The following is a 26,048-nucleotide window of genomic DNA, read 5'->3' as shown; positions in this document are numbered from 1 at the left end:
AAAAAAGCCCCGGGACGTCGGGGCTACGGATAAGAAAATCCTAAGGTTAAGTAAGCGTGGTAAGAGGGTTAAGCGGGCAATGATTTCAGTAGTGCGAAAGCCTCCTTCATCCGGTCTTCACTAACCACAAAAGCGCGCACCTGACCGTCATGATCGGATCCCCGGGCCACCATGCCCTGGGGTTCAATAGCGATGTGCCAGTTCAGATCCTGGCGCTGCGTTTCGCCTGCGAGATGCAGCGGTAACTCCGGTGTTTTCACCTTCACCAGCATGGCGGGTAATTTCAGTGGTGCAGAAGCGCCAAGCAGATTTTTCGCCAGATACATCGCACTTAATTGAATCGGCTGCAGGAACGGCAGTACCTGGCCGTTGATTTCGGCGCAGTCACCCAGCGCGTAAATATCCGGCTGCGTGGTTTGCAGGTAGCTGTCCACCTTCACGCCACGGTTCGTCCCGGCTCCGGCACGTTGCGCCAGACCGATTTCCGGACGCAGACCCGTGGCCGCAACCACCACATCCACCTCAACATGGCGATTACGGTCGAGCGTGACGCGAATACCGTTCTCTGTTTTAGCCAGACTTTGCAGCTGAGATTTCAGCAGCAGATGTACACCCATATCGGTCAGACGATGCTGTAAGCGACTGCTTACTTCTGCGGGCATTAGCGCTGACAGAATGCTGGCAGCGTGGTCGAGCAGAGTGACGGATTTACCCGCACGACAGAAATCCATCGCCAGCTCAGTGCCAATCAGGCCGCCGCCGACAATCATCACCCGTTGCGCGTCACGAAGCCACGTTTCACTGGCCTGATACTCCTGTTGGCTGTTGAGCGTAATCATCAGCTCACGCCCTTCAACCGGTGGCACAAACGCTGATGCCCCCGTAGCCAGAACCAGCTTGTCGTACTGCCAGGTTTTCTCTTTCGCTTTCACCACATGGGCGGCAGCGTCGATATCGGTAACCCAGGTGTACGGAAACAGGTTCAGGTTAAATTGCTCCGCGAACTCTCCCGCGCTCTGGCGGGTGAGATCGTCGGCACGTTGGTTCTGGCTAATGACGTGGCTTAAATCAGGTTTGTTGTACTCATCCATGCTGTCGGCGGCGATCACCGTCAGCGGCACATTAGCATCCTGTTTGCGGATATTTTTCACCAGCTGGCGGGCAGCAAAGCCCGAGCCGATGATGACGATACCGTTGCTCATTTTGCCTCCGTACCCAGCTCATCAAAGACGTCTTTACCGAGCGAACATTCCGGGCAAAGGAAGTTGTCTGGCACATCGCTCCACGGCGTTCCTGGGGCAACATCCTGCAGCGGCTCGCCCAGTTCCGGGTCGTAGATCCACTGGCAGACGCTGCACTGCATGCGCGGGCCGAGGTTAGCGGTGGCGGCCGCAGCACAGGCGCAGGCTTCCTGTTGTGCGCTGGTTTTTACCGCCACGTCTGGTAATGGAGCGAGCGCCCACTGACGTGCAATGTCACGGCCATGCTGGCGGCAGAGTTCCAGTGCGTCGATATCCGGACGCCATTTTGCCTTCAGGCTCATGGACATCTCAAAACCGGCATCCTGCAGGCGGGTAGACAGACGGTCTACCGCACCGCCGCTCCAGCCGTGTGAGCCAAAGGCGCTGGCGCGTTTGTTACGAAAACGCAGGCCGGTCATCTCTTCCACCAGGCCGGCAATTTTCGGCATCATCACGTTGTTCATGGTGGAGGTGCCTACCAGCACGCCTTTAGAGCGGAAGACGTTGGTCAGGATCTCGTTTTTATCGCTGCGCGCCACGTTAAAGATTTTTACCGCCACATTCGGGTCAACTTCGTTGATACCCTGGGCAATGGCGTCAGCCATCATGCGGGTGTTGTTGGACATGGTGTCGTAGAAGAGTGTGATGCGGTCTTCCTGATAATCTGCTGCCCATTTCAGGTACAGCTCCACAATCTGGGTTGGGTTTTCACGCCACACCACGCCGTGAGAGGTGGCAATCATATCTACCGGCAGGTTGAAGCCGAGGATCTCGGTGATTTTTGGCGTGACCAGACGGCTGAACGGGGTCAGGATGTTGGCGTAGTAGCGCTGGCACTGCTCAAACAGTTCGGTCTGATCCACTTCGTCATTGAACAGACGTTCGTCGCAGTAGTGCTGGCCGAAGGCGTCGTTACTGAACAGCACCGCGTCGCCGGTCATGTAGGTCATCATGCTGTCAGGCCAGTGCAGCATGGGGGTTTCAACGAAGATCAACTGTTTGCCGTTACCGATATCCAGTGAGTCGCCGGTTTTTACGGTATGGAAATTCCACTCCGGATGGTGGTGGTGGCCGTTAATGGAGTCGATAGCGTTGGCGGTGCAATAAATAGGGGTATTCGGAATGTAAGACATCAGCTCGGTCAGCGCACCGGCGTGGTCTTCTTCCGCGTGGTTGATGATGATGTAGTCGAGTGCGTCCAGGTCGATTTCGTTACGCAGGTTCTGCACGAACTCGCGGCTGAATTTGTGATCGACGGTATCAATCAGCACGTTTTTCCCTTCACGGATGAGATAGCTGTTATAGCTGCTGCCGCGCAGCGTTTTGTACTCCGTTCCGTGGAAATCACGTACTTCCCAGTCACGTTGGCCAACCCAATGAATGTTATTTTTAACCAGAATAGACATAGCAACCTCAATTAATACGGCATTTTTAAATAAGATGTTTTGCTTATATCAAGTTGCGTGCCAACTTTTTATTATATTGATTTTTATGTATTTTTTATTTTGTTATCCGTAATGGGTAGTCATTATGACTATCACTGAAGCTGTCAATATGACAATATGAGTTGTCAAAATGACAGTGAGGCGCAGATGAGTTTTTCCGTAGACGTGCTGGCGAAAATCGCCATTGAACTGCAAACCGGTATTGGGCATCAGGATCGCTTTCAGCGGCTGATCTCCACACTGCGTCACGTGCTGGCATGTGACGCTTCGGCACTACTCCGCTACGAAGGGCGGCAATTTATTCCGTTGGCCATCGACGGGCTGGCGCAGGACGTACTCGGACGGCGCTTTACCCTGGAAGGCCATCCGCGTCTGGAAACCATCGCCCGTGCGGGTGATGTGGTGCGCTTCCCGGCAGACAGTGATTTACCCGATCCTTACGACGGTCTGATCCCCGGGCAGGAGAGCCTGAAGGTACACGCCTGCATCGGCCTGCCATTGTTTGCCGGACAAAATCTGATTGGCGCGCTGACCCTCGACGGGATGTCGCCAGACCAGTTTGATACTTTCAGCGACGAAGAGCTGCGGCTGATTGCCGCGCTGGCCTCCGGGGCGCTGAATAATGCCCTGCTGATTGAACAACTGGAGAGCCAGAACATTCTTCCTGGTAGCCCGTCGGCATTTGAGCAGGTGGCTCATACGGAGATGATTGGCCTGTCGCCGGGCATGGTCCAGCTCAAAAAAGAGGTCGACATCGTGGCCGCCTCCGATTTGAACGTACTGATCTTCGGGGAAACCGGCACTGGTAAAGAGCTGGTGGCAAAGTCGATTCACGAAGCGTCACCGCGTGCGGTGAATCCGCTGGTGTACCTTAACTGTGCCGCACTGCCGGAGAGCGTGGCGGAGAGCGAGCTGTTTGGTCACGTTAAAGGGGCATTTACCGGGGCTATCAGCAACCGCAGCGGCAAGTTTGAAATGGCGGATAACGGCACGCTGTTCCTCGATGAAATTGGCGAATTGTCGTTGTCGTTACAGGCTAAATTGCTGCGCGTGTTGCAGTACGGCGATATTCAGCGCGTGGGCGATGACCGCAGCTTACGGGTGGACGTGCGCGTGCTGGCGGCGACTAACCGGGATCTGCGCGAAGAGGTGCTGGCCGGGAATTTTCGTGCTGATTTGTTCCATCGCCTGAGTGTGTTCCCGCTTTCCGTGCCGCCGCTGCGCGAGCGTGGTGAAGATGTGGTGTTGCTGGCGGGCTATTTCTGCGAGCAGTGTCGGCTCAAAATGGGGCTTTCCCGGGTCGTGCTAAGCCCGGGTGCGCGCAGTCATCTGCTGAGCTACGGCTGGCCGGGTAACGTGCGCGAGCTGGAACATGCGATCCACCGCGCGGTGGTGCTGGCGCGGGCGACACGTTCAGGCGATGAAGTGGTGATCCACGCGCGTCATTTTGCGCTGCATGATGAAAGCGTTCAGGCCGTCACTCAGGCTGCGCCAGAGATTGCCAATGAAAACCTGCGCGACGCGACAGAGGAGTTTCAGCGTCAGATGATCACTCGCGCGCTGGAGCAGAACAACCGCAGCTGGGCGGCATGCGCGCGGGCGCTGGAAACCGACGTCGCCAACCTGCACCGGCTGGCGAAGCGTCTGGGGCTGAAGGGTTAAATAATTCCGGCCTGGTAGAAGTCCTGCAGGTTGATGGCACCGCACAGCTTGCCGCTCTCATCCACTACCGGGGCGGCGGTGATTTTGCGCTTCATCAGTACCTCTTTGGCCTCGATTGCGCGGCTTTCGGCATTCAGCGTCAGCCCGCCTTTGGTCATCGCTTCAGAAACCTGCGATTCCAGCTTGCCGCCACCCACCAGCCAGCGGCGCAGGTCGCCGTCGGTAAACACACCGTTGACCTGACCGTGCTCATTACACACCGCGACCAGCCCTAACCCGGTGCGGCTCAGCTCCAGCATCGCATCCATCACGCTGGTGTTGAGTTTGACTTGCGGAATAGCATCGTCGGTACGCATCAGGTGATGCACTTTATTGAGCAGGCGTGCGCCAAGCGCGCCCGCAGGGTGTGAGCGGGCAAAATCTTCTTCATTGAAACCGCGCGCCTGCATCACCGCCATCGCCAGCGCATCGCCCATCATCAGGGTATTGACGGTGCTGGAGGTTGGGGCGAGGTGCATCGGGCATGCTTCACGCTCAACGGAAATATCTAGCACCGCTTTGGCTGCCAGTGCCAGCGGTGAACGGGCTTTACCCGTCATCGCCAGCAGGGCGACGGATTTTTCCTGCAGACGTGGAATGATGAGATCCAGCTCTTTGGCCGAACCGGAGTAGGAGATAAACAGCATCACGTCACGGCTTTCAATCATCCCCAGATCGCCATGCAACGCCTCGGCAGGATGAACGAAGAAGGCTGGGGTACCGGTGCTGGCAAGCGTAGCGGCAATTTTCTTACCGATATGGCCCGATTTACCGATACCCGCCACAATCACTTTGCCTTCACACTGGATGATGGTGTTTGCTGCGCGAACAAAATCCTCCCCAAGACGTTCCGGCAGGCGGCTGGCTTCCTGCAGCTCCAGCATCAGCGTCTGGCGACCTGCGTTTAACAGAAAATCACTCATCTCTTTCTCCGGTTACGATCACATCGATTCCTTTTTCTTCCAGCGCTTTTTTAAACGCCGGATCGATACCTGCATCGGTAATCAGCTTATCGACGCTCTCAAGGCTACAGACAATATTGGGGCTTTTACGGCCAAACTTCGAAGAATCTGCCATCAGAATCACTTCCCGTGCCGCGTTGCACATGGCCTTGCTGACGCTGAACACCTCGTTGAAGGTGGTCACGCCCGCATTCAGGTCGATGCCGTCGGTGCCCATAAAGAGTTTATCAAAGCTGAAGTGGTCGAAGGCGTTCTCTGCCAGTTGACCGTGAAACGAGGCTGATTTTTTACGGAAGGTACCGCCAGGCATCAGAATGGTTTGCTCGCAGTCGTTTTCCGACAGGGCGTTGACGATATGCAGGCTGTTGGTCATCACCGTGATGTTGTTAAAGCGGCTGAGCATCGGGATCATCTGTAACACCGTGCTGCCCGCATCAAGGATGATAGAGTCGCCATCGTGGATAAATTTCACGGCGGCTTCGGCAATCAGCGCTTTCTGGTGCGTATTGATCAGCGTTTTGTGGTCGATAGGCGGGTCGGTTTCGTCTTTGTTGAGCACCACTCCACCGTAGGTTCGAATGACTGCGCCAGAGTTTTCGAGCAATACCAGGTCCTTGCGTATTGTCGTGCCGGTCGTGTCAAAGTAGTGGGCCAGTTCTTCTACCGAGCATTTTCCCTGCTTTTGCAGATGCTCCAGAATGGCCGCCTGCCGCTGACGTGGTTTCATAGGCGCTCAATTCCTTACGTTGCGAAATGATAATTTCGCAAGCTTATAGCGTTCACAACGAAATTATCCATGTTTCAGATTAAGCGCTAATGATAGTGCATTCTGACAGAGTGGATCATGGGGAAAGATCACATCAGGCTGCAATTCCTGCAATGATGTGCCATTGATTGCCTGGATTTTCGCCGGTCTGGCGAACACCGTCATGCCACGCATGATGAGTGAATCGCAGACGTTGTCGTCTTCATCCAGCGCAATCGCAATCACCACACGAGGTTTGAAGCGTCCGCCGGAACGCCCGACGCCCACGCGGCCTTTCTGGCACAGCGCCTCGAATGCGCGGTTGAACTGGTGGATTTGCCAGCCGCCAAACGCCATCTGGCAGATCCAGGCGATAGCAGCGACGGTGATTAATGCGGTGACCATATCAGCTCCTTGTTTTTTTCCCCTCTCCGGCGGGAGAGGGGTAGGGTGAGGGCATCAGGCTGCTCGATCAGAACATGACCTGCCCACCGGTCACGTTAATCGACTGCCCGGTGCAGTAAGACGCTTTCGGGCTGGCGTAAAACAGCAGCATATTCAGCACGTCCTGATAGTCGCAGCCGCGCTTCAACGGCACTTTGTCGATGTAATATTGCTCCACTTCGTCGGCGTTGATACCGAGTTTGGTGGCATACTGCGGCAGCAGGGACTGGAACATCGGTGACTTCAGCAGGTTGCCGAGCATCAGCGAGTGTACGGTAATGCCGTATTCGGCCAGATCCAGTGCCAGCGACTGCGTCAGGCCCACGCCGCCAAATTTGGCCGCGCTGTAACCGGAGTTGTGTTTGCTGCCCACTTTACCCGATTTGGAGTTGATCTGAATGATGCGTCCCTGAATTCCGTCGCGGATCATCAGGCGTGAAAACTCGCGGGCACAGAGGAAATACCCCACCAGATTGACCTGCAGCGAGCGGTCGAAATCGCCCAGCGCGAAGTCGCTGATAAATGCCGCTTTTGCAATCCCGGCACTGTAGACCAGCAGGTCAGTGCGGCCAAAAATCTCATCCACACCGCGAGCGAGCGCCATCACACTCTGTTCGCTGGTGGCATCGGCTCCAAACCCGTACGCCATCCCTTCGCCAAACTCGGTGTTGATGGTGTCCGCCACGCGCGCGGCTTTTTCACTCTGAATATCCACTACCGCTACGCGGTAACCCTCTGCGGCAAGCCCACGGCAGATGAACTCTCCTAAGGTTTGTCCCCCACCAATGACAACGGCAACCTGACTCATATCTTTCTCCTTAAATTACGCAACAAATTTTAACGTGCAGCCTGGGGTTACGGCCTGTGGAACCGGGCCATCCACGTGAACCGTACCGGGGTATTCCGCCTGTGACTGGCCATCAAAACGCAGGGTGATGTGGCCCAGTTCACGCAGGTTTTGCTCAGCCACGTCACCCACGGCGGTGACGGCATAACGCGTTTCACCCAGCTCCAGCTGACTACCGGCCTTCAGCTCACCGTTCAGCTCGCCGTGGCAATGGATAAAACAAAACTCTTCAATATCCGCTGGCGCACCTTCGCGGAAGGTGATCAGCATCTGGTCACTGAGCGCATCGGCTGCGCTCTGTCCGATGCGGGTAATGGTGGTTTGGTAAATCACGGTCATCGCAGGAACCTCTTATTGATAAATAAAGCCGGAGACAAACCAGGCAATCAGTACGGTTGGTGCACCTGTCAGGAAGCGGCTTACCAGCACTGACGGTACGCCAACGCGCACGGTGTCCTGGCGCGCTTCGGCAAGCGATAGCCCAACGGGAATGAAGTCGCACGCTGCCTGAGCGTTAATGGCAAACAAGGCAGGCAGAGCCAGGTGTGGAGGAATATTTCCCAGACCGATTTGCACACCAATCAGCACGCCGATGACCTGCGCAATCACCGCGCCCGGGCCGAGGAACGGTGACAGCAGCGGGAAAGAGCAAATCAGTGCCAGCGTCACCAGCCCGAGCGGATGGCTGGCAAGCGGGGCGAGGCCGTGGGCAATCCAGTCGCCCAGACCGGATGCCATAATGATGCCGATAAGCGCCGAGACGAATGCCATAAACGGCAGAATGGTTTTCAGCACCGTGTCGATGGTGTCGCGCCCGGACTGGAACAGCACCGCCACCGCCGAACCCATGCCCATCCCAACTTTCGCCAGCAGGCCGTCGCTCTGCTCGGTGATTTTTTTGCTGGTGTCGTAATCACGCGGCGCGGCTTTGGCTTCCTTTTTCTGTGAAGCAGGGGACCCTTCTGCCAGACGGATGTTGTCTTCTTTCACGCCTGAAACATAAATATCTTCAAGGATGTACTGCGCCAGTGGGCCAGATTTACCGGTGGCGTGAATATTGATGGTCGGGATGCGACGCTTTGGATAAATGCCGCAGCGCAGGGTGCCGCCGCAGTCAATGACCGCAACGCCGATTTCAGCTTCCGGTGGTTCACCCTCTTTAAAACCGTCGACGGCTTCCCAGCCAGTTAACTCACGCAGTTTGTCGACAATTGCCGGGCGCGTGCCTGCAGTGATGTAGACAATTTTTTTGTCTTCAGTGGCGTCGAGTTCCAGCGGGCCGCCCCAGCCGCCCGTTCCTTTAACAATGCGAATACGGCTCATGCTGTGGCTCCTGAAAGATGGACTTTTTGTTCAAGCTGGATGCCCATTTTTTTCTCGAAAATGGCGGTCGTGAGGTCGGTAACCCAGCCGCGGAAGAAGTTGGTGACCAGACCGACCAGCAGATAGCTCACCGCCAGCGGGCCAAGTGGTAAGCCAAGCGTGGTCAGACCGCTGGCAATACCGAGGTAGACAAACAGCTCGCCGGGGTTGATATGCGGGAACAGGCCGTTCATCGAGTGGCAGCTGTAGGATGCAGCGGCGTAGTAACTCGGCTTGTATTTTTCTGGCATAAAGCGACCGAGACTTAAGGTCATCGGGTTGCAGAAAACGAACGTACCGATGCAGGGTAGAACCAGATAACGGGACAGTGGGTTCCCGGCGCAGCGCTGGGCGAAGCGTTCAATGCGTTGCTGGCCGATAAAGTTAATAAGTGCGTTCATGATAACCAGCAGGCTGATCAGCAGAGGCAGGATCCCGGTCACCATACTGGTGAACACCTCTCCGCCTTTCTGAAACAGCCCGATGAACCACTCGGCACCGTGGGTGATGGTTTCTATCATTCTTCTCTCCTGTGGGGGCTTTTTGTTTTTGTATAACCGCGACTAATAATAATCACTTTGAAAGGTTTTAAAGTGTTAGTTAGATCTCACAATGAAAGAAAAATGGATTGTTTTGAAAGTTAATTAGTGTGGTGAATTGTTTTTGGTTGAAAAAAACACAGATTTGCGTTGGGGAGCGTAAAGATTTGGCAGGGGAGATGAGTACCGCTTCCTTGAGGTGTCGGGGATGCTTTACCATACTGGGCTCTTATCGAACTCGTTAAATGGATGTCCCATGTTCAAGCGTCGTTATGCAGCGTTGTTACCTGCGCTTATTCTTCTGTCTGCCTGTAGTAGCAAACCTAAAACCGAAGCTGCTCAGCCTACGGCTGGCACGCCTTCCGGGGGATTCTTGCTGGAGCCGCAGCATAATATGATGCAGATGGGCGGTGACTTCGCGAATAACCCGGCGGCCGAGCAGTTCATCGATAACATGGTGAGCAAACACGGCTTTGACAGGCAGCAACTGCATGAAATTTTGTCTCAGGCAAAACGTCTGGACTACGTTCTGCGCCTGATGGACAGACAGGCACCGACGGCGCAAGCGCCGACTGGGCCAAACGGTGCGTGGCTGCGCTATCGCAAACAGTTTATTACCCCGGACAACGTGCAAAATGGCGTGGTGTTCTGGAATCAGTATGAAGATGCCCTTAACCGTGCATGGCAGGTTTACGGCGTACCGCCTGAAATCATCGTCGGGATCATCGGCGTGGAAACCCGCTGGGGCCGCGTGATGGGGAAAACCCGCATTCTCGATGCGCTGGCAACACTCTCCTTTAACTACCCGCGTCGCGCCGAGTATTTCTCGTCCGAGCTGGAAACCTTCCTGCTGATGGCGCGCAACGAACAGGACGATCCGCTGGATCTGAAAGGGTCGTTTGCCGGTGCGATGGGCTACGGTCAGTTTATGCCGTCATCCTATAAGCAATTTGCCGTCGACTTTAACGGTGATGGTCATATCAACCTGTGGGATCCGGTGGATGCCATTGGTAGTGTGGCGAACTACTTCAAATCACACGGTTGGGTCGCGGGCGGCCAGGTGGCAGTGCAGGCTAACGGCCAGGCTCCGGGGCTGGAAAACGGTTTTAAAACTAACTACAGCATTTCGCAGCTGACAGCGGCAGGTCTGACGCCAACGCAGCCTCTGGGTAATGCACAACAGGCGAGCCTGTTGCGTCTGGATGTGGGGACGGGCTATCAGTACTGGTACGGGCTGCCAAACTTCTACACTATCACCCGCTATAACCACAGCACGCACTATGCAATGGCGGTGTGGCAACTGGGGCTGGCAGTTTCGCAGGCGCGTGCACCCGCGGCATCACCGTTTAGTCAATAATCAGTCCGGTTGAGTATGCCGGGTAAGGCAACGCCGCCACCCGGCAATAATGCAGACACAGTGCAGACTGATGCTCTCACCCTCTCCCACGGGAGGGGGAAATACCACAGAAACATTTCGCCACACTCCTGTTCAATCCTCTTCGTTTACATCTTCGTTTTCTTTCATTATTGTTATGTTATAACATCTAATGTGGTGTCGAGATGTCAACGTCCCTTTTCTCTTTATCCGCGTCAGTCCGGCTTCTGTTGGCACTGGTGCTTATTGTGTTTATCGGGCTGGCCGTGAGCTGGGCGGTGGCTTTGCCATGATCGTAATGAACGAACTGATGGCGGGGTATGACCGCCAGCCTGTTACGCGTCCTCTGTCGGGTGTCATTGAACGCGGAAGCATGACCGCGATTATCGGTGCTAACGGATGCGGGAAATCCACATTACTGAAAACGCTCGCCGGGTTTATTCCCCCTGTAAGCGGCGATTTTCGCTGGCAGGGTAAACGCCCGGTGATTGGCTGGCTGGCGCAGCGCCACGCGCTGGAGGCGCAATTTCCACTGACCGTGCAGGACGTGGTGAGTATGGGCTGTTGGCCGGGGATTTCGCTTTTTTCTGGTTTTCGTCGCGAAACGCGACTGCGTATTACCGAAGCCCTTGAGCGTGTGGGGCTGGAGTCGATGGCGTTATCAACTATTGATGAACTGTCCGGCGGCCAGTTTCAGCGCATGCTGTTTGCGCGCGTACTCGTGCAGCAGGCTCCGCTGGTGATGCTCGATGAACCGTTTACCGGCGTTGATGAAGTCACCTGCAATGTGCTGATGGCGCTGATGCTGGAGATGTATCAGCAGGGGCAGACCCTGCTCGCCGTGTTGCATGACAGCGAACGCGTGTCGCGCCACTTCCCGCAGACATTGCGGCTGGATGTTGATACCCCCCTCTGGAAAACCGAACGGGTGAGGGTGGCATGATCTGGCATCTCTTTTTTCAGCCGTTTATCGACTACGGCTTTATGCGTCGTGCGCTGGTGGTCTGCCTGGCGCTCTCGGTCAGCACTACCGCGTTGGGTGTATTTCTTCAGTTGCGCCGGATGAGCCTGATGGGCGATGCACTCTCTCACGCCATTTTGCCCGGTGTCGCCGTGGGATATTTGCTGAGCGGAATGTCACTGCTGGCGATGAGTATTGGTGGCTTTATCGCCGGAATTACCGTTGCGCTGGTGGCCGGGCTGGTGAGCCGCCGTACGCCGCTTAAAGAGGATGCCAGCTTTGCGGGGTTCTATCTGGGATCGCTGGCGTTGGGCGTCACGCTGGTGTCGTTGCACGGTTCGAACGTCGATCTGCTGCATCTGCTGTTTGGCTCTATTCTCGCCGTGGACAACGATGCCGCGCTGTTTGTGACCGGCGTTTGCATCTTCACACTGATGATGCTGGCTATTTTCTATCGTGGGCTGGTGACCGAAGCGTTTGATACCGCCTGGCTGCAGGTGAACGCTCGCGGGGTGCCCGGCTTATTACACGGCCTGTTTCTGGCATTGCTGGTGCTCAACCTGGTAGCCGGTTTTCAGGTACTTGGCACGCTGATGGCCGTGGGGCTGATGATGTTACCCGCAGTGGCGGCCCGCTGCTGGGTACGCACCCTACCAGGATTGCTGCTGATGGCAGGTATTAGCGGCATTTTCTGCGCGTGGCTGGGGCTGAGCCTCTCCTGGGCGATGAGTCTACCCGCCGGACCGTCCATCGTCCTGACGGCCAGCGCGCTGTTCTTTATTTCCATTTTATTTGGCACGCGCAGCAGGCTGGCAGGCAGCCTGCGTGCGCTTTTTTAACGCAAGGGGAAACGATGAAACGTACAGGGTTAGCAGTGGCGCTCGCGCTGGGGATGATGTCACACAGTGTGATGGCGAAAACGCTCAACGTGGTGACCAGCTTTTCCATACTGGGGGATATCACCCGGCAGGTGGGGGGCGATCACGTGAAGGTGACGACGCTGGTCGGGCCGGACGGTGACCCGCATACTTTCGAACCGTCGCCGAAAGACAGCGCAGCGCTGAGTAAGGCTGACGTCGTGGTGGTAAACGGTCTGGGGCTGGAGGGCTGGCTCGACCGGCTAGTAAAAGCCTCTGGCTTTAAGGGCCAGCTCGTTGTGGCCTCCACAGGAGTGAAAACTCATACTCTGGAAGAGGATAGCAAAACCGTGACCGACCCACATGCGTGGAATAGCGCGGCGAACGGGGCGCTGTATGCGCAAAATATCCTCTCGGGGCTGGTGAACGCCGATCCTGAAGATAAAGTGGCGCTGGAAGCCTCCGGTAAGCCCTATATCAAACAGCTCACCCAACTGGATAACTGGGCTAAAACGCGCTTTAGCCAAATCCCGCAGGAGAAACGTAAAGTGCTGACCAGCCATGATGCGTTCGGGTATTTTAGCCGCGCCTACGGTGTGACTTTTATGGCACCGCAAGGGCTGTCATCAGAGAGTGAGGCCAGCGCGGCGCAGGTCGCGGAGATCATTAACCAGATTAAAATGGACGGCGTGAAAACCTGGTTTATGGAAAACCAGCTCGACCCGCGTCTGGTGAAACAGATTGCCAGTGCGACGGGCGCGCAGCCGGGCGGGGAGCTTTACCCGGAAGCGCTGTCGGCAAAAGGTGGTGTGGCAGATACCTACATCAACGCGTTTCGCCACAATGTGAATACCCTTGCGGACAGTATGAAATAATCTTTCCTGTAGCCGGTGCACCCGCATCGGCTTTTTTCTGAAGCTCCCTCGTAAAACCCGAAGCTCGTCCCCATATCGGACGAGAAAGTGCTATCTTGTGCAGCACGTTTTTCCGAAGCCAGGAGCGATAATGACTGACCATGAATTGATGCAGCTGAGCGAAGTGGTAGGGCTGGCGCTTAAGCAACGTGGTGCGACTATCACCACTGCAGAGTCCTGTACTGGCGGCTGGGTTGCCAAAGTGATTACGGATATTGCAGGCAGTTCCGCCTGGTTTGAACGCGGCTTTGTGACCTACAGTAACGAAGCTAAGGCACAGATGATTGGCGTGCGTGAAGGGACGCTTGAACAGCATGGTGCGGTCAGTGAACCGGTGGTGATTGAGATGGCTATTGGGGCGCTGAAAGAGGCGCGTGCCGATTATGCCATTTCGATCAGCGGCATCGCAGGGCCGGACGGTGGCAGTGACGTGAAGCCCGTCGGTACCGTCTGGTTTGGTTTTGCCACCTCAAAAGGTGAAGGGATCACTCGCCGGGAGTGCTTTAGCGGCAATCGCGAAAGCGTGCGTCGGCAGGCAACCGAATATGCGTTAAAAACGCTCTGGCAACAATTTCTACAAAACACTTGATACTGTATGACTGTACAGTATAATTGCACCAACAGAACAGAAATCCACGGTGAAGCGCAGTCGCTTCTCCAGGCATGACAGGAGTAATAATGGCTATCGACGAGAACAAACAGAAAGCGTTGGCGGCAGCACTGGGCCAGATCGAAAAGCAATTCGGTAAAGGCTCCATCATGCGCCTGGGTGAAGACCGTTCAATGGACGTGGAAACCATCTCCACCGGTTCGCTTTCTCTGGACATCGCACTGGGTGCTGGCGGTTTGCCAATGGGCCGTATCGTAGAGATCTACGGACCGGAATCTTCCGGTAAAACCACCCTGACGCTGCAGGTTATCGCTGCGGCACAGCGCGAAGGTAAAACCTGTGCGTTTATCGATGCCGAGCATGCGCTGGATCCAATCTATGCCCGCAAACTGGGCGTTGATATCGATAACCTGCTGTGTTCTCAACCGGATACCGGTGAACAGGCGCTGGAAATTTGTGATGCGCTGGCACGCTCCGGTGCCGTTGACGTTATCGTGGTTGACTCCGTTGCCGCACTGACGCCAAAAGCCGAAATTGAAGGTGAAATCGGTGACTCTCACATGGGCCTCGCGGCGCGTATGATGAGCCAGGCGATGCGTAAGCTGGCCGGTAACCTGAAGCAGTCCAATACGCTGCTCATCTTCATCAACCAGATCCGTATGAAAATTGGTGTGATGTTCGGTAACCCGGAAACCACGACCGGTGGTAACGCACTGAAATTCTACGCTTCTGTCCGTCTGGATATCCGCCGTATCGGCGCGGTGAAAGAGGGTGAGAACGTGGTCGGTAGCGAAACTCGCGTGAAGGTGGTGAAGAACAAAATCGCTGCACCGTTCAAACAGGCTGAATTCCAGATCCTCTACGGCGAAGGTATCAACTTCTTCGGCGAGCTGGTTGACCTGGGCGTGAAAGAGAAGCTGATTGAAAAAGCGGGCGCATGGTACAGCTACAACGGTGATAAGATCGGTCAGGGTAAAGCCAATGCAATTGGCTGGCTGAAAGAGAACCCGGCTGCGGCGAAAGAAATTGAGAAGAAAGTGCGTGAGCTTCTGTTGAACAACCAGGACGCCACACCAGACTTCGCAGTTGATAGCGCGGATGCTGAAGAAACCCACGAAGATTTTTAATGTTTCGTGTAAAGACGAAGGGCTGCTGATGCGGCCCTTTTTGCATTTCTGAACCAGCAGGTTTTTTATGAGTGAACCGACAACTCGTCGTCCTGCGTACGCACGTTTACTGGATCGTGCGGTACGTATTCTTGCTGTGCGCGACCACAGCGAACAAGAGTTGCGGCGGAAACTTTCCGCCCCCATCATGAGCAAAAATGGGCCGGAAGAGATTGATGCTACCGCGGAAGATTACGACCGCGTGATTGCCTGGTGCTACGAGCATCACTATCTGGATGATGACCGTTTTGCTTCCCGGTTTCTCGCCAGCCGTGGCCGCAAAGGATACGGCCCCGTGCGCATCCGCCAGGAGCTTAATCAGAAAGGCGTAGCCCGTGAATCCATTGAAAAAGCGATGCGCGAATGCGATACCGACTGGTGCGAACTGGCAAGAGAACAGGCGATGCGTAAATATGGTGAACCGCTGCCGCGTGAATTTTCAGACAAAATCAAAATTCAGCGCTTTTTGCTCTACCGCGGCTTCCTGATGGAAGATATTCAGGATATCTGGCGCAATTTTACCGATTGAACGCATGCGGGATTTTACTTCCCACTAAAGAAAACTTATCTTATTCCCACTTTTTCCAGTAGCTGGTCTGTTCAACTGTTTAACAGTACAGGCTTGCTACGACATTTCGTTAGCTTGATTTCAGGATAATTATGAGCAAGAGCACCGCTGAGATCCGTCAGGCGTTTCTCGATTTTTTCCATAGTAAGGGACACCAGGTTGTTGCCAGCAGCTCCCTGGTACCGAACAACGACCCGACTCTACTGTTTACCAACGCCGGGATGAACCAGTTCAAGGATGTATTCCTTGGTCTCGACAAGCGTAATTATTCCCGCGCCACAACCTCACAGCGTTGCGTGCGTGCGGGCGGTAAACACAACGACCTGGAAAACGTCGGTTACACCGCGCGTCACCATACCTTCTTCGAAATGCTGGGCAACTTCAGCTTCGGCGACTATTTCAAACACGACGCCATCCAGTATGCGTGGGAACTGCTGACCGGTGAAAACTGGTTCAACCTACCGAAAGAGCGTCTGTGGGTTACCGTCTATGAAACCGATGACGAAGCCTTCGAAATCTGGGAAAAAGAAGTTGGTATCCCGCGCGAACGTATTATCCGCATCGGCGATAACAAAGGCGCACCTTACGCGTCTGACAACTTCTGGCAGATGGGCGATACGGGCCCTTGTGGTCCATGTACCGAGATCTTCTACGATCACGGTGACCACATCTGGGGTGGCCCTCCAGGAAGTGCTGAAGAAGATGGCGATCGCTACATTGAGATCTGGAACATCGTCTTCATGCAGTTCAACCGTCAGGCTGACGGTACGATGGAGCCGTTGCCGAAGCCGTCCGTTGATACCGGTATGGGTCTGGAGCGTATCGCGGCTGTTCTGCAGCACGTTAACTCCAACTATGAGATTGACCTGTTCAGTACTCTGATCAAAGCCGTTGCTGATGTGACGGGCGCAACCGATCTGAACAACAAATCTCTGCGCGTTATCGCAGACCATATCCGTTCCTGTGCATTCCTGATTGCCGACGGTGTTATTCCGTCGAATGAAAACCGTGGTTACGTGCTGCGTCGTATCATTCGTCGTGCTATCCGTCATGGCAACATGCTGGGTGCGAAGGACACCTTCTTCTATAAACTCGTTGGGCCACTGGTTGGCGTGATGGGCGCTGCGGGCGATGAACTGAAACGCCAGCAGGCGCAGGTTGAACAGGTTCTGAAAACCGAAGAAGAACAGTTTGCCCGTACTCTGGAGCGTGGTCTGGCGCTGCTGGATGACGAGCTGGCTAAGCTCAAGGGCGACACGCTGGATGGCGAAACCGCTTTCCGCCTGTACGATACCTACGGCTTCCCGGTTGACCTGACGGCAGACGTTTGCCGTGAGCGCAACATCAAAGTTGACGAAGCGGGCTTTGAAGCTGCGATGGAAGAGCAGCGTCGTCGTGCGCGTGAATCCAGCGGTTTTGGCGCAGACTATAACGCGATGATCCGCGTTGAGGGTGCGTCTGAATTCAAAGGCTACGAAAATCTGGAACTGACCGGCAAAGTGACCGCTCTGTTTGTTGACGGTAAAGCCGTAGACAGCATCAGCGCAGGCCAGGATGCGGTTGTGATTCTGGACAAAACCTCGTTCTATGCCGAATCTGGCGGCCAGGTTGGCGATAAAGGCGAACTGAAAGGCGACGGCTTTAGCTTCAACGTTACTGACACCCAGAAATACGGTCAGGCTATTGGTCACCAGGGCAAACTGGTTTCCGGCTCTCTGAAAGTGGGTGAGGGCGTTCAGGCTAACGTTGATGAAGTTCGCCGTGCACGTATTCGTCTGAACCACTCCGCAACGCACCTGATGCACGCAGCCCTGCGTGATGTTCTGGGTACCCACGTTGCACAGAAAGGTTCTCTGGTTAACGATAAGGTTCTGCGTTTCGACTTCTCTCATTTCGAAGCGATGAAGCCATCTGAAATCCGTGCGGTGGAAGATCTGGTGAACGCGCAGATCCGTCGTAACCTGCCAATCGAAACTCATATCATGGAGCTCGAAGCGGCGAAGAAGAAAGGTGCGATGGCACTGTTTGGTGAGAAATATGACGAACGTGTTCGCGTACTGAGCATGGGCGACTTCTCCACCGAACTGTGCGGTGGTACTCACGCTTCCCGTACGGGTGATATCGGTCTGTTCCGCATCGTTTCTGAATCAGGTACGGCGGCAGGTGTTCGTCGTATTGAAGCGGTGACCGGTGAAGGTGCTATTGCCAGCCTGCATGCGCAGAGCGACCAACTGCACGACATCGCACAGTTGCTGAAAGGCGATAGCCAGAATCTGGGTGAGAAAGTGCGTGTTGCGCTGGATCGCACCCGTCAGCTGGAAAAAGAGCTGCAGCAGTTGAAAGAGCAGGCAGCAGTACAAGAGAGCGCAAGCCTCTCCAGCAAAGCGGTAGAGATTAAGGGTGTCAAACTGCTGGTCAGCTGCCTGGCCGGTGTTGAGCCTAAAATGCTTCGCACTATGGTCGACGATCTGAAGAACCAGCTTGGTTCCACAGTTATCGTGCTGGCGACGGTGGCAGAAGGTAAGGTTTCTCTGATTGCGGGCGTCTCTAAGGATGTGACCGACCGCGTTAAAGCAGGGGAACTGATTGGTATGGTCGCTCAGCAGGTGGGCGGCAAGGGGGGCGGTCGTCCGGACATGGCGCAAGCTGGTGGTACGGATGCGGCGGCACTTCCTGCGGCATTGGCCAGCGTTGAAGGCTGGGTAAGCGCGAAACTGTAATAATTACAAAGCACAAGCAGACGCCATAGCGGCAACGTTATGGCGTCTTGTTCACTGTGCTATCGATAACGATAAAGTCAGGTTGAGTTTGTGTATATCGGCTAAACTTACGTTTAACAGAATGTAATGCCGTGACTGCTTACACTTTACGTGTTTGTCATCGCTTACTTTTTGGCGTTATATGATGGATAATGCCGGGATACAAGAGACCCGACTCTTTTAATCTTTCAAGGAGCAAAGAATGCTGATTCTGACTCGTCGAGTTGGTGAGACCCTCATGATTGGGGATGAGGTCACCGTGACAGTTTTAGGGGTAAAGGGTAACCAGGTTCGTATTGGTGTGAACGCCCCTAAAGAAGTATCTGTCCACCGTGAAGAGATCTACCAGCGTATCCAGGCTGAAAAATCCCAGCAGTCCAGTTACTGATATTATCGCGTCTCGCTGTCGGGCGAGACGCAACCTCTCCCGCAATTTTTCCTGCTTAAAGTTACCGTTTGATTTCAACCGCTCTGTTTTTAACCACTCCCTTACCCTTATCTCGACCAAACGCCGTCATTCCCTCAATAGATTTCTGTGAAGATGCCTGCAAAATCCGCTTATAAAACACCCTCTTTGCGGCTTTTACATGCGAATTGCGTGCGATTTGTGCAAACGATAAAAGCGTGTGGAAAATTGTTTGACTTATAAGTCCCAGAAAGTAATATATGCGCCACGCAGCGACGAGAAGCTCTTAACGAGTTACTCGAAGCACTCGAAAGAGGCGTTGTGTGGTGAGGTGGCCGAGAGGCTGAAGGCGCTCCCCTGCTAAGGGAGTATGCGGTCAAAAGCTGCATCCGGGGTTCGAATCCCCGCCTCACCGCCATTTTGCATCCGTAGCTCAGCTGGATAGAGTACTCGGCTACGAACCGAGCGGTCGGAGGTTCGAATCCTCCCGGATGCACCATCTATTACTTCATATTGCTTTCGAAGTGATATGAATATCGAGTAGTACAGTAGTAAATCCCGATGCATCCGTAGCTCAGCTGGATAGAGTACTCGGCTACGAACCGAGCGGTCGGAGGTTCGAATCCTCCCGGATGCACCATATTCTCCGAGATAACAGCAACACTGTTATTTCAAGGTCTGCGAGTTAATCGCAAGCACCAGGGAGGATAACGTTGCTTCAGCAACGGCCCGAAGGGCGAGGCGCAGCCGAGTAATCCTCCCGGATGCACCATTTACTGTTTCTAAAAGCATTTCCCGATGCATCCGTAGCTCAGCTGGATAGAGTACTCGGCTACGAACCGAGCGGTCGGAGGTTCGAATCCTCCCGGATGCACCATCTTCTCCGAAATAACAGCAACACTGTTATTTCAAGGTCTGCGAGTTAATCGCAAGCACCAGGGAGGATAACGTTGCTTCAGCAACGGCCCGAAGGGCGAGGCGCAGCCGAGTAATCCTCCCGGATGCACCATTTACTGTTTCTAAAAGCATTTCCCGATGCATCCGTAGCTCAGCTGGATAGAGTACTCGGCTACGAACCGAGCGGTCGGAGGTTCGAATCCTCCCGGATGCACCATATTCTCCGAGATAACAGCAACACTGTTGTTTTAAGGTCTGCGAGTTAATCGCAAGCACCAGGGAGGATAACGTTGCTTCAGCAACGGCCCGCAGGGCGAGGCGTAAGCCGAGTAATCCTCCCGGATGCACCATCTCTTCTTGTCATTCTCCTTGTGTTCAGTTCTTAATCACTCTCATTGTTATCATTTCGCAATCAGCGACAAAAACCACCATTTACGATAAAGTAATGCTTTGTTAATCGTTTAGCGAGAGCACGATGTACGCACAGTATGACGGTTTGATCTTCGATATGGATGGTACCATCCTGGATACTGAACCCACGCATCGTAAAGCCTGGACTGAAGTCCTTGGACGTTACGGCATGCGTTTCGATCTCCAGGCAATGGTTGCCCTCAACGGATCCCCAACCTGGCGTATTGCGCAGGCCGTGATTGAAATGAATCAGGCCGATCTCGACCCGCACCTGCTCGCACGTGAAAAAACTGACGCGGTAAAGGCGATGCTTTTAGATACCGTACGTCCATTGCCGCTAATAGATGTTGTTAAGGAGTGGCACGGACGTCGGCCGATGTCGGTTGGCACGGGCAGCGAAAGCTCAATCGCAGAAGCGTTGCTCAACCATCTTGGCTTGCGTCACTATTTTTCCGCTGTGGTTGCCGCCGATCATGTTAAAAACCACAAACCCGCACCAGACACCTTTCTGCTTTGCGCAGAACGCATGGGTGTACCTGCGGCAAAATGCGTTGTTTTTGAAGATGCAGATTTTGGTATTCAGGCCGCGCGTGATGCCGGAATGGATGCGGTGGACGTTCGCTTACTGTGAGTGACGCGCTGTCACTTGCCTCATTATTCGCCAGCAGCTTCTTAAGCGCCACGCTCTTACCGGGAAATTCGGAAGTGGTGCTGGTAGCGATGCTGTTGTCTGGTGCCAGTCAGCCCTGGTTGCTCGTCTTAATAGCAACAATGGGTAATAGCTTTGGAGGGCTGACTAACGTTATTCTTGGGCGTTTCTTCCCGCTGCGTGAAAAATCACGCTGGCAGGAAAAGGCAGTCGGCTGGCTAAAACGCTATGGCGCTGCCACGCTGTTATTAAGCTGGATGCCTGTAATAGGTGATTTACTGTGTCTGCTGGCGGGATGGATGCGCATCTCCTGGGGACCGGTGCTCTTTTTTTTGTGCCTTGGCAAGGCGTTGCGCTATGTTCTCGTGGCATGGGTAACACTACAGGGTATGACGTGGTGGCACTAATTGGTGGAGTGATTTAGCGACCTTCAATCGTCAACCATTACAATTATGCTGAGTAACAATACTTTGACAGGCGGGAGGTCAATTTGATCCCGGACGTATCACAGGCGCTGGCCTGGCTGGAAAACCACCCTCAGGCTCTGAAGGGTATTCAGCGTGGGCTTGAGCGTGAAACGCTGCGCGTTAACGCAGATGGCAGCTTAGCCACAACGGGTCACCCGAAGGCGTTAGGCTCGGCGCTGACACATAAATGGATCACAACCGATTTCGCCGAAGCGCTGCTGGAGTTTATCACTCCGGTGGATGGCGATATTGATCATATGCTGACGATCTTGCGCGACGTCCATCGCTTTACCGCCCGTAATCTGGGCGATGAGCGCATGTGGCCGCTCAGTATGCCGTGCTATATCGAGCAGGGGCAGGAGATTGAGCTGGCGCAGTATGGCACGTCGAATATCGGTCGGCTGAAAACGCTTTACCGTGAAGGGCTGAAAAACCGCTACGGCGCGTTGATGCAGACCATCTCTGGGGTGCATTACAATTTCTCTCTGCCGATGGCGTTCTGGCAGGCGAAATGCGGCGAAACGGATAAAGAAGCGATCTCCGCAGGCTACTTCCGCCTGATCCGTAACTACTATCGTTTCGGCTGGGTCATTCCTTATTTGTTTGGCGCGTCACCTGCGATTTGTTCATCATTCCTGCAGGGAAAACCGACCACGCTGCCGTTCGAGAAGACCGAATGCGGGATGTACTACCTGCCGTATGCCACGTCTCTGCGCCTGAGCGATCTTGGTTATACCAATAAATCGCAAAGCAATCTCGGTATTACGTTTAACGAATTGCATGAATATGTGGCAGGATTGAAGCGCGCGATTAAAACGCCGTCGGAAGAGTACGAGAAAATCGGTCTCGAAAAAGACGGTAAGCGCCTGCAAATCAACGGCAACGTGCTGCAAATTGAAAACGAGCTGTACGCGCCCATTCGTCCGAAGCGTGTCACGCGCAGCGGTGAAACACCGTCTGATGCGCTGCAGCGCGGCGGTATTGAATACATTGAAGTGCGCTCGCTGGATATTAACCCGTTCTCACCGATTGGTGTTGATGAGCAGCAGGTTCGCTTCCTTGATCTGTTTATGGTCTGGTGCGTGCTGGCCGATGCGCCTGAAATGAGTTCAGATGAACTGCTCTGCACCCGTACTAACTGGAATCGCGTGATTCTGGAAGGGCGTAAGCCGGGTCTGACGCTGGGTATCGGCTGTGAAGCGGCGCAGTTCCCGCTGCCAAAAGTGGGTAAAGATCTGTTCCTTGACCTGAAACGTGTTGCCCAGACAATGGACAGCGTATACGGCGGTGAAGAGTATCAAAACGTTTGCGACCAGTTGGTCGAATGCTTTGATAACCCTGAACTGACATTCTCAGCACGTATTCTGCGTTCTATGATTGATCAGGGTATCGGCGGTACAGGGCGTTCGCTCTCTGCGCAATACCGGGAAATGCTGATGCAGGAGCCGCTAGAAATCCTGAGTGAAGCGGATTTTATGGCAGAACGAGACGCTTCTGTCATACGTCAGAAAGAGGTCGAAGCGGCGGATACTGAGTCGTTTGAGGCGTTTCTGGCGAAGCAGGTTTGAACCAAAAAGAAAAAGGCCACATCGCTGTGGCCAAAATATACATCTCTGAATTCAGGGATGATGATAACAAATGCGCGTCTTTCATATACTCAGACGCGCATTCTGTCGAAGAGTTCAGTTTTTTTTAAAAAAATCACTATCGGAGGTGACGTATGCCGTTATTAGATAGCTTTACCGTCGACCATACCCGTATGGAAGCACCTGCTGTACGTGTGGCGAAGACCATGCACACTCCGCACGGCGACACGATCACCGTATTCGATCTGCGTTTCTGCGTGCCGAACAAAGAAGTGATGCCTGAAAAAGGCATTCATACGCTGGAGCACCTGTTTGCCGGTTTTATGCGTGACCACCTGAACGGCAACGGCGTAGAGATTATTGATATCTCCCCAATGGGCTGCCGCACGGGTTTCTACATGAGTCTGATTGGTCAGCCTGAAGAGACGCGCGTTGCAGCAGCCTGGAAAGCAGCAATGGAAGACGTGCTGAAGGTGAAAGAGCAGAATCAGATCCCTGAACTGAACATTTACCAGTGCGGGACTTACCAGATGCACTCTCTGGAAGAAGCGCAGGAAATCGCGCGCCACATCATTGAGCGTGATGTTCGTGTGAACAGCAATGAAGAGCTGGCCCTGCCAAAAGAAAAACTGCAGGAACTGCACATCTAGTGCGCCTTCGCCCTCTCCCACCGGGAGAGGGTAAGGGTTGTTTAACCCCATGACCACAACCTCGACCTTCTCCTTTGTCCATCGTCCCCTGGTACCGTTTGCGCATGATTATGCTCATGGCGACAGTGAACCCTGGCATCAACATGACTGCGCACAGCTGTTGCACTGCCTGAGTGGTGTGGTGAGGGTGGATACTGCCTCTGGCTGTTGGGTTGTCCCACCGGGTCGCGGCGTCTGGCTGCCTGCGGGTACACGGCATTCCCTGCGCATCACCGGTCATGTTGCCGCACGTACGCTGTTTATCGATCCGCTGGCCCGTGCCGATCTCCCAGCGACCTGCCAGATCGTGCAGATCTCTCCACTATTACGCGAACTGATCCTCGCCTCTCTTACGCTTCCGGAGTCGTACTCGCCAGGCAGCCGGGATGAGCGGGTGTATGAATTGATCCTGGATGAAATTCGCGTGATGCCGGTACTACCGTTTCACCTGCCGGAGCCGGAAAGTGAAACGCTGCGAAATCTTTGCAAGCAGATCCGCCAGACGGCGGGAGAAAGCTGGAGCAGCGTGCAGGCCGCCAGCCTGATCGGCATGAGTGAGCGAACCCTGAATCGCCATTTTCAAACGCAGACGGGGTTAAGCTACAGCGAGTGGGTAAGAAGGGCGAGATTACTGGAAGCGCTACAGCGGCTGGCACAGGGCCAGCCTGTGTTACGTGTGGCTCTGGATCTGGGTTACGGCAGCCACAGCGCCTTTACGGTGATGTTTCGCCGGGTGATGGGAATTTCACCCAGCGATTACTTCAAAGACAGCTAACTGATGGCGTTCAATAGTGCCTGAAGAGACGCGCGTGCCACGTCGCTGTCAATGCCGACTCCCCAGCGGCTACTGCCGTCCTGGAACAGACAGCGGATATACGCCACAGAGCGGCTGTCGCTACGTTCTCCCAGGGTATGTTCATGATAATCCTTAATCACAAACGGGGCGTTAACCCAGCGGCTCAGGCCGTTAGCGGCGGCGGATAATAGCCCATTTCCCTGGCCATCAAGCTGGCGCACTTCCCCTTGTGCGATGATGTTTGCCGTCAGACGTAACTGCCCGTCCTGCTGGCTGTCGCTAAGGTAAGATTGCAGGGAAAAGCGCGGTGTCACCACCAGTCCATAGCGGCTGCGGAACAGTTGCCACAGCGCATTCTGCGTCATCTCTTTCCCGTGTTTATCCGTTTCCTGCTGTACGTACTGGCTAAAGTCCTGCTGCAGGACACGAGGCAATTTCAGACCATGATTCTGTTCAATAAGCCAGGCGCTGCCGCTTTTACCGGACTGGCTGTTCACGCGGATCACCGCTTCGTAAGTACACCCAATATCCTGCGGATCGATGGGGAGATAAGGCATCTCCCAGCGTTCGCCGGGGCTACGGGCATCAAAGCCTTTTTTGATCGCATCCTGATGTGAGCCCGAGAAGGCGGTGTAGGCCAGCCGTCCTGCCCACGGATGGCGCGGATGCACTGGCAACTGGTTGCAGGTTTCCACGACTTCCACCACGCGGTTCATATCGCTGAAGTCCAGCTCAGGGCTGATCCCCTGGCTGTAGAGGTTCATTGCCAGCGTTACCAGACAGACATTGCCCGTGCGCTCTCCATTGCCAAACAGGCAGCCTTCGACACGGTCAGCTCCTGCCATTACCGCCAGTTCGGCACTGGCGACGCCAGTGCCGCGATCGTTATGCGGGTGAACGCTAATGCAGACATCGCGACGACGGCTAAAGTGGCGACAGAAATACTCAATCTGGTCGGCATACACATTCGGCGTATTCACTTCTACAGTGGCGGGTAAGTTAATCACCATCGGTCGCTCATGGCACGGCTGCCAGATTTCCGCCACGGCTTCACAAATCTCCAGCGCAAACTCCGGCTCGGTAAAGCAGAAGGTTTCCGGGGAGTATTCATACTGCCAGCGGGTGTCGGGGTTCTCTTCACAAAGCTTACGGATAAGGTGCGTGGAACGGGTTGCCAGCTCGACGATCCGGGCTTTCTCCATACCGAACACCAGGCGGCGGAACAGCGGCGCAGTCGCGTTATACAGATGAACAGTAGCCTGCTTCGCGCCGCGCAGAGAGTCAAAGGTGCGAAGGATCAGATCTTCCCGTGCCTGCGTTAATACCTGGATGGTCACATCATCCGGGATGCGGTTTTCTTCGATCAGCTGGCGAACAAAGTTGAAGTCGGTTTGCGAAGCGGAAGGGAAGGCGACCTCGATCTCTTTGAACCCGCAGCTTAGCAACAGATCCCAGAACTGCAGCTTGCGCGTGCTGTCCATCGGTTCGGCGAGGGATTGATTACCGTCGCGTAAATCGGTAGAGAGCCAGCGCGGCGCATGAGTAATGCGTTGCTCAGGCCAGCGACGGTCGGGCAGAGAAATGGCGGGAAAAGGCTGGTATTTGTCGGCGGGTGTGTTCAGCATGATGCGCTCCTGTTGTCTTTTCACTA

Annotated in this window: 25 protein-coding genes and 5 tRNA genes; 20 read left to right on the top strand and 10 right to left on the bottom strand. The window is 54.6% G+C overall.

Annotation, left to right across the window (positions count from 1 at the left end; genetic code table 11):
* Positions 1-68: 68 nt before the first annotated feature.
* The gene (norW, locus tag ACJ9N4_RS04595; RefSeq protein WP_182918841.1) at positions 69-1,202 is read right to left on the bottom strand and encodes an NADH:flavorubredoxin reductase NorW; all 1,134 of its coding nucleotides are present in this window, start codon (positions 1,200-1,202) and stop codon (positions 69-71) included.
* Positions 1,199-2,647, bottom strand: coding sequence for an anaerobic nitric oxide reductase flavorubredoxin (norV, locus tag ACJ9N4_RS04590; RefSeq protein ID WP_182918840.1), 1,449 nt, complete (start codon positions 2,645-2,647; stop codon positions 1,199-1,201). Before norV ends, norW begins: the two co-directional genes overlap by 4 nt.
* Positions 2,648-2,833: 186 nt before the next feature.
* On the opposite strand from norV, the gene norR reads away from it, so the two are divergent.
* A complete protein-coding gene (norR, locus tag ACJ9N4_RS04585; RefSeq protein ID WP_182918839.1) occupies positions 2,834-4,348 on the top strand; it encodes a nitric oxide reductase transcriptional regulator NorR in 1,515 nt (504 codons plus the stop codon).
* Here norR and gutQ read toward each other — a convergent pair.
* The 7 genes from gutQ to srlA all read right to left on the bottom strand — a co-directional run bounded on the left by gutQ (position 4,345) and on the right by srlA (position 9,268).
* Complete coding sequence (gene gutQ / locus ACJ9N4_RS04580) at positions 4,345-5,310, bottom strand: arabinose-5-phosphate isomerase GutQ (RefSeq protein ID WP_182272425.1); 966 nt, start codon at positions 5,308-5,310, stop codon at positions 4,345-4,347. The two genes, norR and gutQ, sit on opposite strands and share 4 nt — an antisense overlap.
* On the bottom strand, positions 5,303-6,076 hold the full coding sequence (srlR, locus tag ACJ9N4_RS04575) for a glucitol operon DNA-binding transcriptional repressor SrlR (RefSeq protein WP_182918838.1): 774 nt from the start codon (positions 6,074-6,076) through the stop codon (positions 5,303-5,305). The genes gutQ and srlR overlap by 8 nt, the downstream gene beginning before the upstream one ends.
* A 63-nt stretch (positions 6,077-6,139) precedes the next feature.
* Positions 6,140-6,499: a transcriptional regulator GutM gene (gutM, locus tag ACJ9N4_RS04570; protein WP_182272423.1), complete on the bottom strand. Its 360-nt coding sequence runs from the start codon at positions 6,497-6,499 to the stop codon at positions 6,140-6,142.
* 67 nt (positions 6,500-6,566) lie between these two features.
* The gene (gene srlD / locus ACJ9N4_RS04565; protein WP_182272422.1) at positions 6,567-7,346 is read right to left on the bottom strand and encodes a sorbitol-6-phosphate dehydrogenase; all 780 of its coding nucleotides are present in this window, start codon (positions 7,344-7,346) and stop codon (positions 6,567-6,569) included.
* A gap of 15 nt (positions 7,347-7,361) precedes the next feature.
* The gene (gene srlB, locus ACJ9N4_RS04560; protein ID WP_182272421.1) at positions 7,362-7,724 is read right to left on the bottom strand and encodes a PTS glucitol/sorbitol transporter subunit IIA; all 363 of its coding nucleotides are present in this window, start codon (positions 7,722-7,724) and stop codon (positions 7,362-7,364) included.
* Between the two features lie 12 nt (positions 7,725-7,736).
* Positions 7,737-8,708 carry a PTS glucitol/sorbitol transporter subunit IIB gene (locus ACJ9N4_RS04555; RefSeq protein ID WP_182918834.1) on the bottom strand — a complete coding sequence of 324 codons (972 nt, stop codon included), beginning with the start codon at positions 8,706-8,708 and terminating at the stop codon, positions 7,737-7,739.
* Positions 8,705-9,268: a PTS glucitol/sorbitol transporter subunit IIC gene (gene srlA / locus ACJ9N4_RS04550; RefSeq protein WP_182272419.1), complete on the bottom strand. Its 564-nt coding sequence runs from the start codon at positions 9,266-9,268 to the stop codon at positions 8,705-8,707. Before srlA ends, ACJ9N4_RS04555 begins: the two co-directional genes overlap by 4 nt.
* A 274-nt stretch (positions 9,269-9,542) precedes the next feature.
* On the opposite strand from srlA, the gene mltB reads away from it, so the two are divergent.
* The 19 genes from mltB (at position 9,543) to ACJ9N4_RS04455 (ending at position 24,376) form a co-directional block, all read left to right on the top strand.
* Positions 9,543-10,643, top strand: coding sequence for a lytic murein transglycosylase B (mltB, locus tag ACJ9N4_RS04545; RefSeq protein ID WP_182918833.1), 1,101 nt, complete (start codon positions 9,543-9,545; stop codon positions 10,641-10,643).
* A gap of 307 nt (positions 10,644-10,950) precedes the next feature.
* Entirely contained in the window at positions 10,951-11,604 is a 654-nt protein-coding gene (locus tag ACJ9N4_RS04540) for a metal ABC transporter ATP-binding protein (protein WP_196390418.1), read from the top strand.
* Positions 11,601-12,461, top strand: coding sequence for a metal ABC transporter permease (locus ACJ9N4_RS04535; protein WP_182272416.1), 861 nt, complete (start codon positions 11,601-11,603; stop codon positions 12,459-12,461). The genes ACJ9N4_RS04540 and ACJ9N4_RS04535 overlap by 4 nt, the downstream gene beginning before the upstream one ends.
* Positions 12,462-12,475: 14 nt before the next feature.
* Entirely contained in the window at positions 12,476-13,354 is an 879-nt protein-coding gene (locus tag ACJ9N4_RS04530; protein WP_182272415.1) for a metal ABC transporter substrate-binding protein, read from the top strand.
* A gap of 130 nt (positions 13,355-13,484) precedes the next feature.
* Positions 13,485-13,982 (top strand): nicotinamide-nucleotide amidase, encoded by a 498-nt coding sequence (gene pncC / locus ACJ9N4_RS04525; protein WP_182272414.1) that lies wholly within the window; start codon positions 13,485-13,487, stop codon positions 13,980-13,982.
* Between the two features lie 89 nt (positions 13,983-14,071).
* The gene (gene recA, locus ACJ9N4_RS04520; protein ID WP_182272413.1) at positions 14,072-15,130 is read left to right on the top strand and encodes a recombinase RecA; all 1,059 of its coding nucleotides are present in this window, start codon (positions 14,072-14,074) and stop codon (positions 15,128-15,130) included.
* Positions 15,131-15,197: 67 nt separating this feature from the next.
* Positions 15,198-15,698, top strand: a complete 501-nt coding sequence (gene recX / locus ACJ9N4_RS04515; RefSeq protein WP_182918831.1) for a recombination regulator RecX — start codon at positions 15,198-15,200, stop codon at positions 15,696-15,698.
* A 131-nt stretch (positions 15,699-15,829) separates the two neighbouring features.
* On the top strand, positions 15,830-18,457 hold the full coding sequence (gene alaS, locus ACJ9N4_RS04510; RefSeq protein ID WP_182918830.1) for an alanine--tRNA ligase: 2,628 nt from the start codon (positions 15,830-15,832) through the stop codon (positions 18,455-18,457).
* A 241-nt stretch (positions 18,458-18,698) separates the two neighbouring features.
* On the top strand, positions 18,699-18,884 hold the full coding sequence (csrA, locus tag ACJ9N4_RS04505) for a carbon storage regulator CsrA (protein ID WP_000906486.1): 186 nt from the start codon (positions 18,699-18,701) through the stop codon (positions 18,882-18,884).
* Between the two features lie 343 nt (positions 18,885-19,227).
* Positions 19,228-19,320 (top strand) — tRNA-Ser (locus tag ACJ9N4_RS04500).
* A gap of 4 nt (positions 19,321-19,324) precedes the next feature.
* A tRNA-Arg gene (locus tag ACJ9N4_RS04495) sits at positions 19,325-19,401 on the top strand.
* Positions 19,402-19,465: 64 nt separating this feature from the next.
* A tRNA-Arg gene (locus tag ACJ9N4_RS04490) sits at positions 19,466-19,542 on the top strand.
* A 160-nt stretch (positions 19,543-19,702) separates the two neighbouring features.
* Positions 19,703-19,779: transfer RNA gene (locus ACJ9N4_RS04485), tRNA-Arg, on the top strand.
* 160 nt (positions 19,780-19,939) lie between these two features.
* Positions 19,940-20,016: transfer RNA gene (locus tag ACJ9N4_RS04480), tRNA-Arg, on the top strand.
* A 258-nt stretch (positions 20,017-20,274) separates the two neighbouring features.
* Positions 20,275-20,841 (top strand): fructose-1-phosphate/6-phosphogluconate phosphatase, encoded by a 567-nt coding sequence (yqaB, locus tag ACJ9N4_RS04475; RefSeq protein WP_182918829.1) that lies wholly within the window; start codon positions 20,275-20,277, stop codon positions 20,839-20,841.
* Positions 20,838-21,266, top strand: a complete 429-nt coding sequence (locus ACJ9N4_RS04470; protein WP_182272409.1) for a YqaA family protein — start codon at positions 20,838-20,840, stop codon at positions 21,264-21,266. Before yqaB ends, ACJ9N4_RS04470 begins: the two co-directional genes overlap by 4 nt.
* Before the next feature lie 83 nt (positions 21,267-21,349).
* On the top strand, positions 21,350-22,894 hold the full coding sequence (gene gshA / locus ACJ9N4_RS04465) for a glutamate--cysteine ligase (RefSeq protein WP_182918828.1): 1,545 nt from the start codon (positions 21,350-21,352) through the stop codon (positions 22,892-22,894).
* Positions 22,895-23,046: 152 nt separating this feature from the next.
* Positions 23,047-23,562, top strand: coding sequence for an S-ribosylhomocysteine lyase (gene luxS, locus ACJ9N4_RS04460; RefSeq protein WP_182272407.1), 516 nt, complete (start codon positions 23,047-23,049; stop codon positions 23,560-23,562).
* A gap of 49 nt (positions 23,563-23,611) precedes the next feature.
* Positions 23,612-24,376 (top strand): AraC family transcriptional regulator, encoded by a 765-nt coding sequence (locus tag ACJ9N4_RS04455; protein ID WP_182918827.1) that lies wholly within the window; start codon positions 23,612-23,614, stop codon positions 24,374-24,376.
* Here ACJ9N4_RS04455 and leuA read toward each other — a convergent pair.
* A complete protein-coding gene (gene leuA, locus ACJ9N4_RS04450; protein ID WP_182272405.1) occupies positions 24,373-26,022 on the bottom strand; it encodes a 2-isopropylmalate synthase in 1,650 nt (549 codons plus the stop codon). The genes ACJ9N4_RS04455 and leuA overlap by 4 nt on opposite strands.
* Positions 26,023-26,048 lie beyond the last annotated feature (26 nt).

Source organism: Enterobacter sp. LM3, assembly GCF_046622475.1.
GTDB lineage: Bacteria > Pseudomonadota > Gammaproteobacteria > Enterobacterales > Enterobacteriaceae > Enterobacter > Enterobacter cloacae_P.
This window is presented reverse-complemented; position numbering and strand designations above follow the sequence as displayed.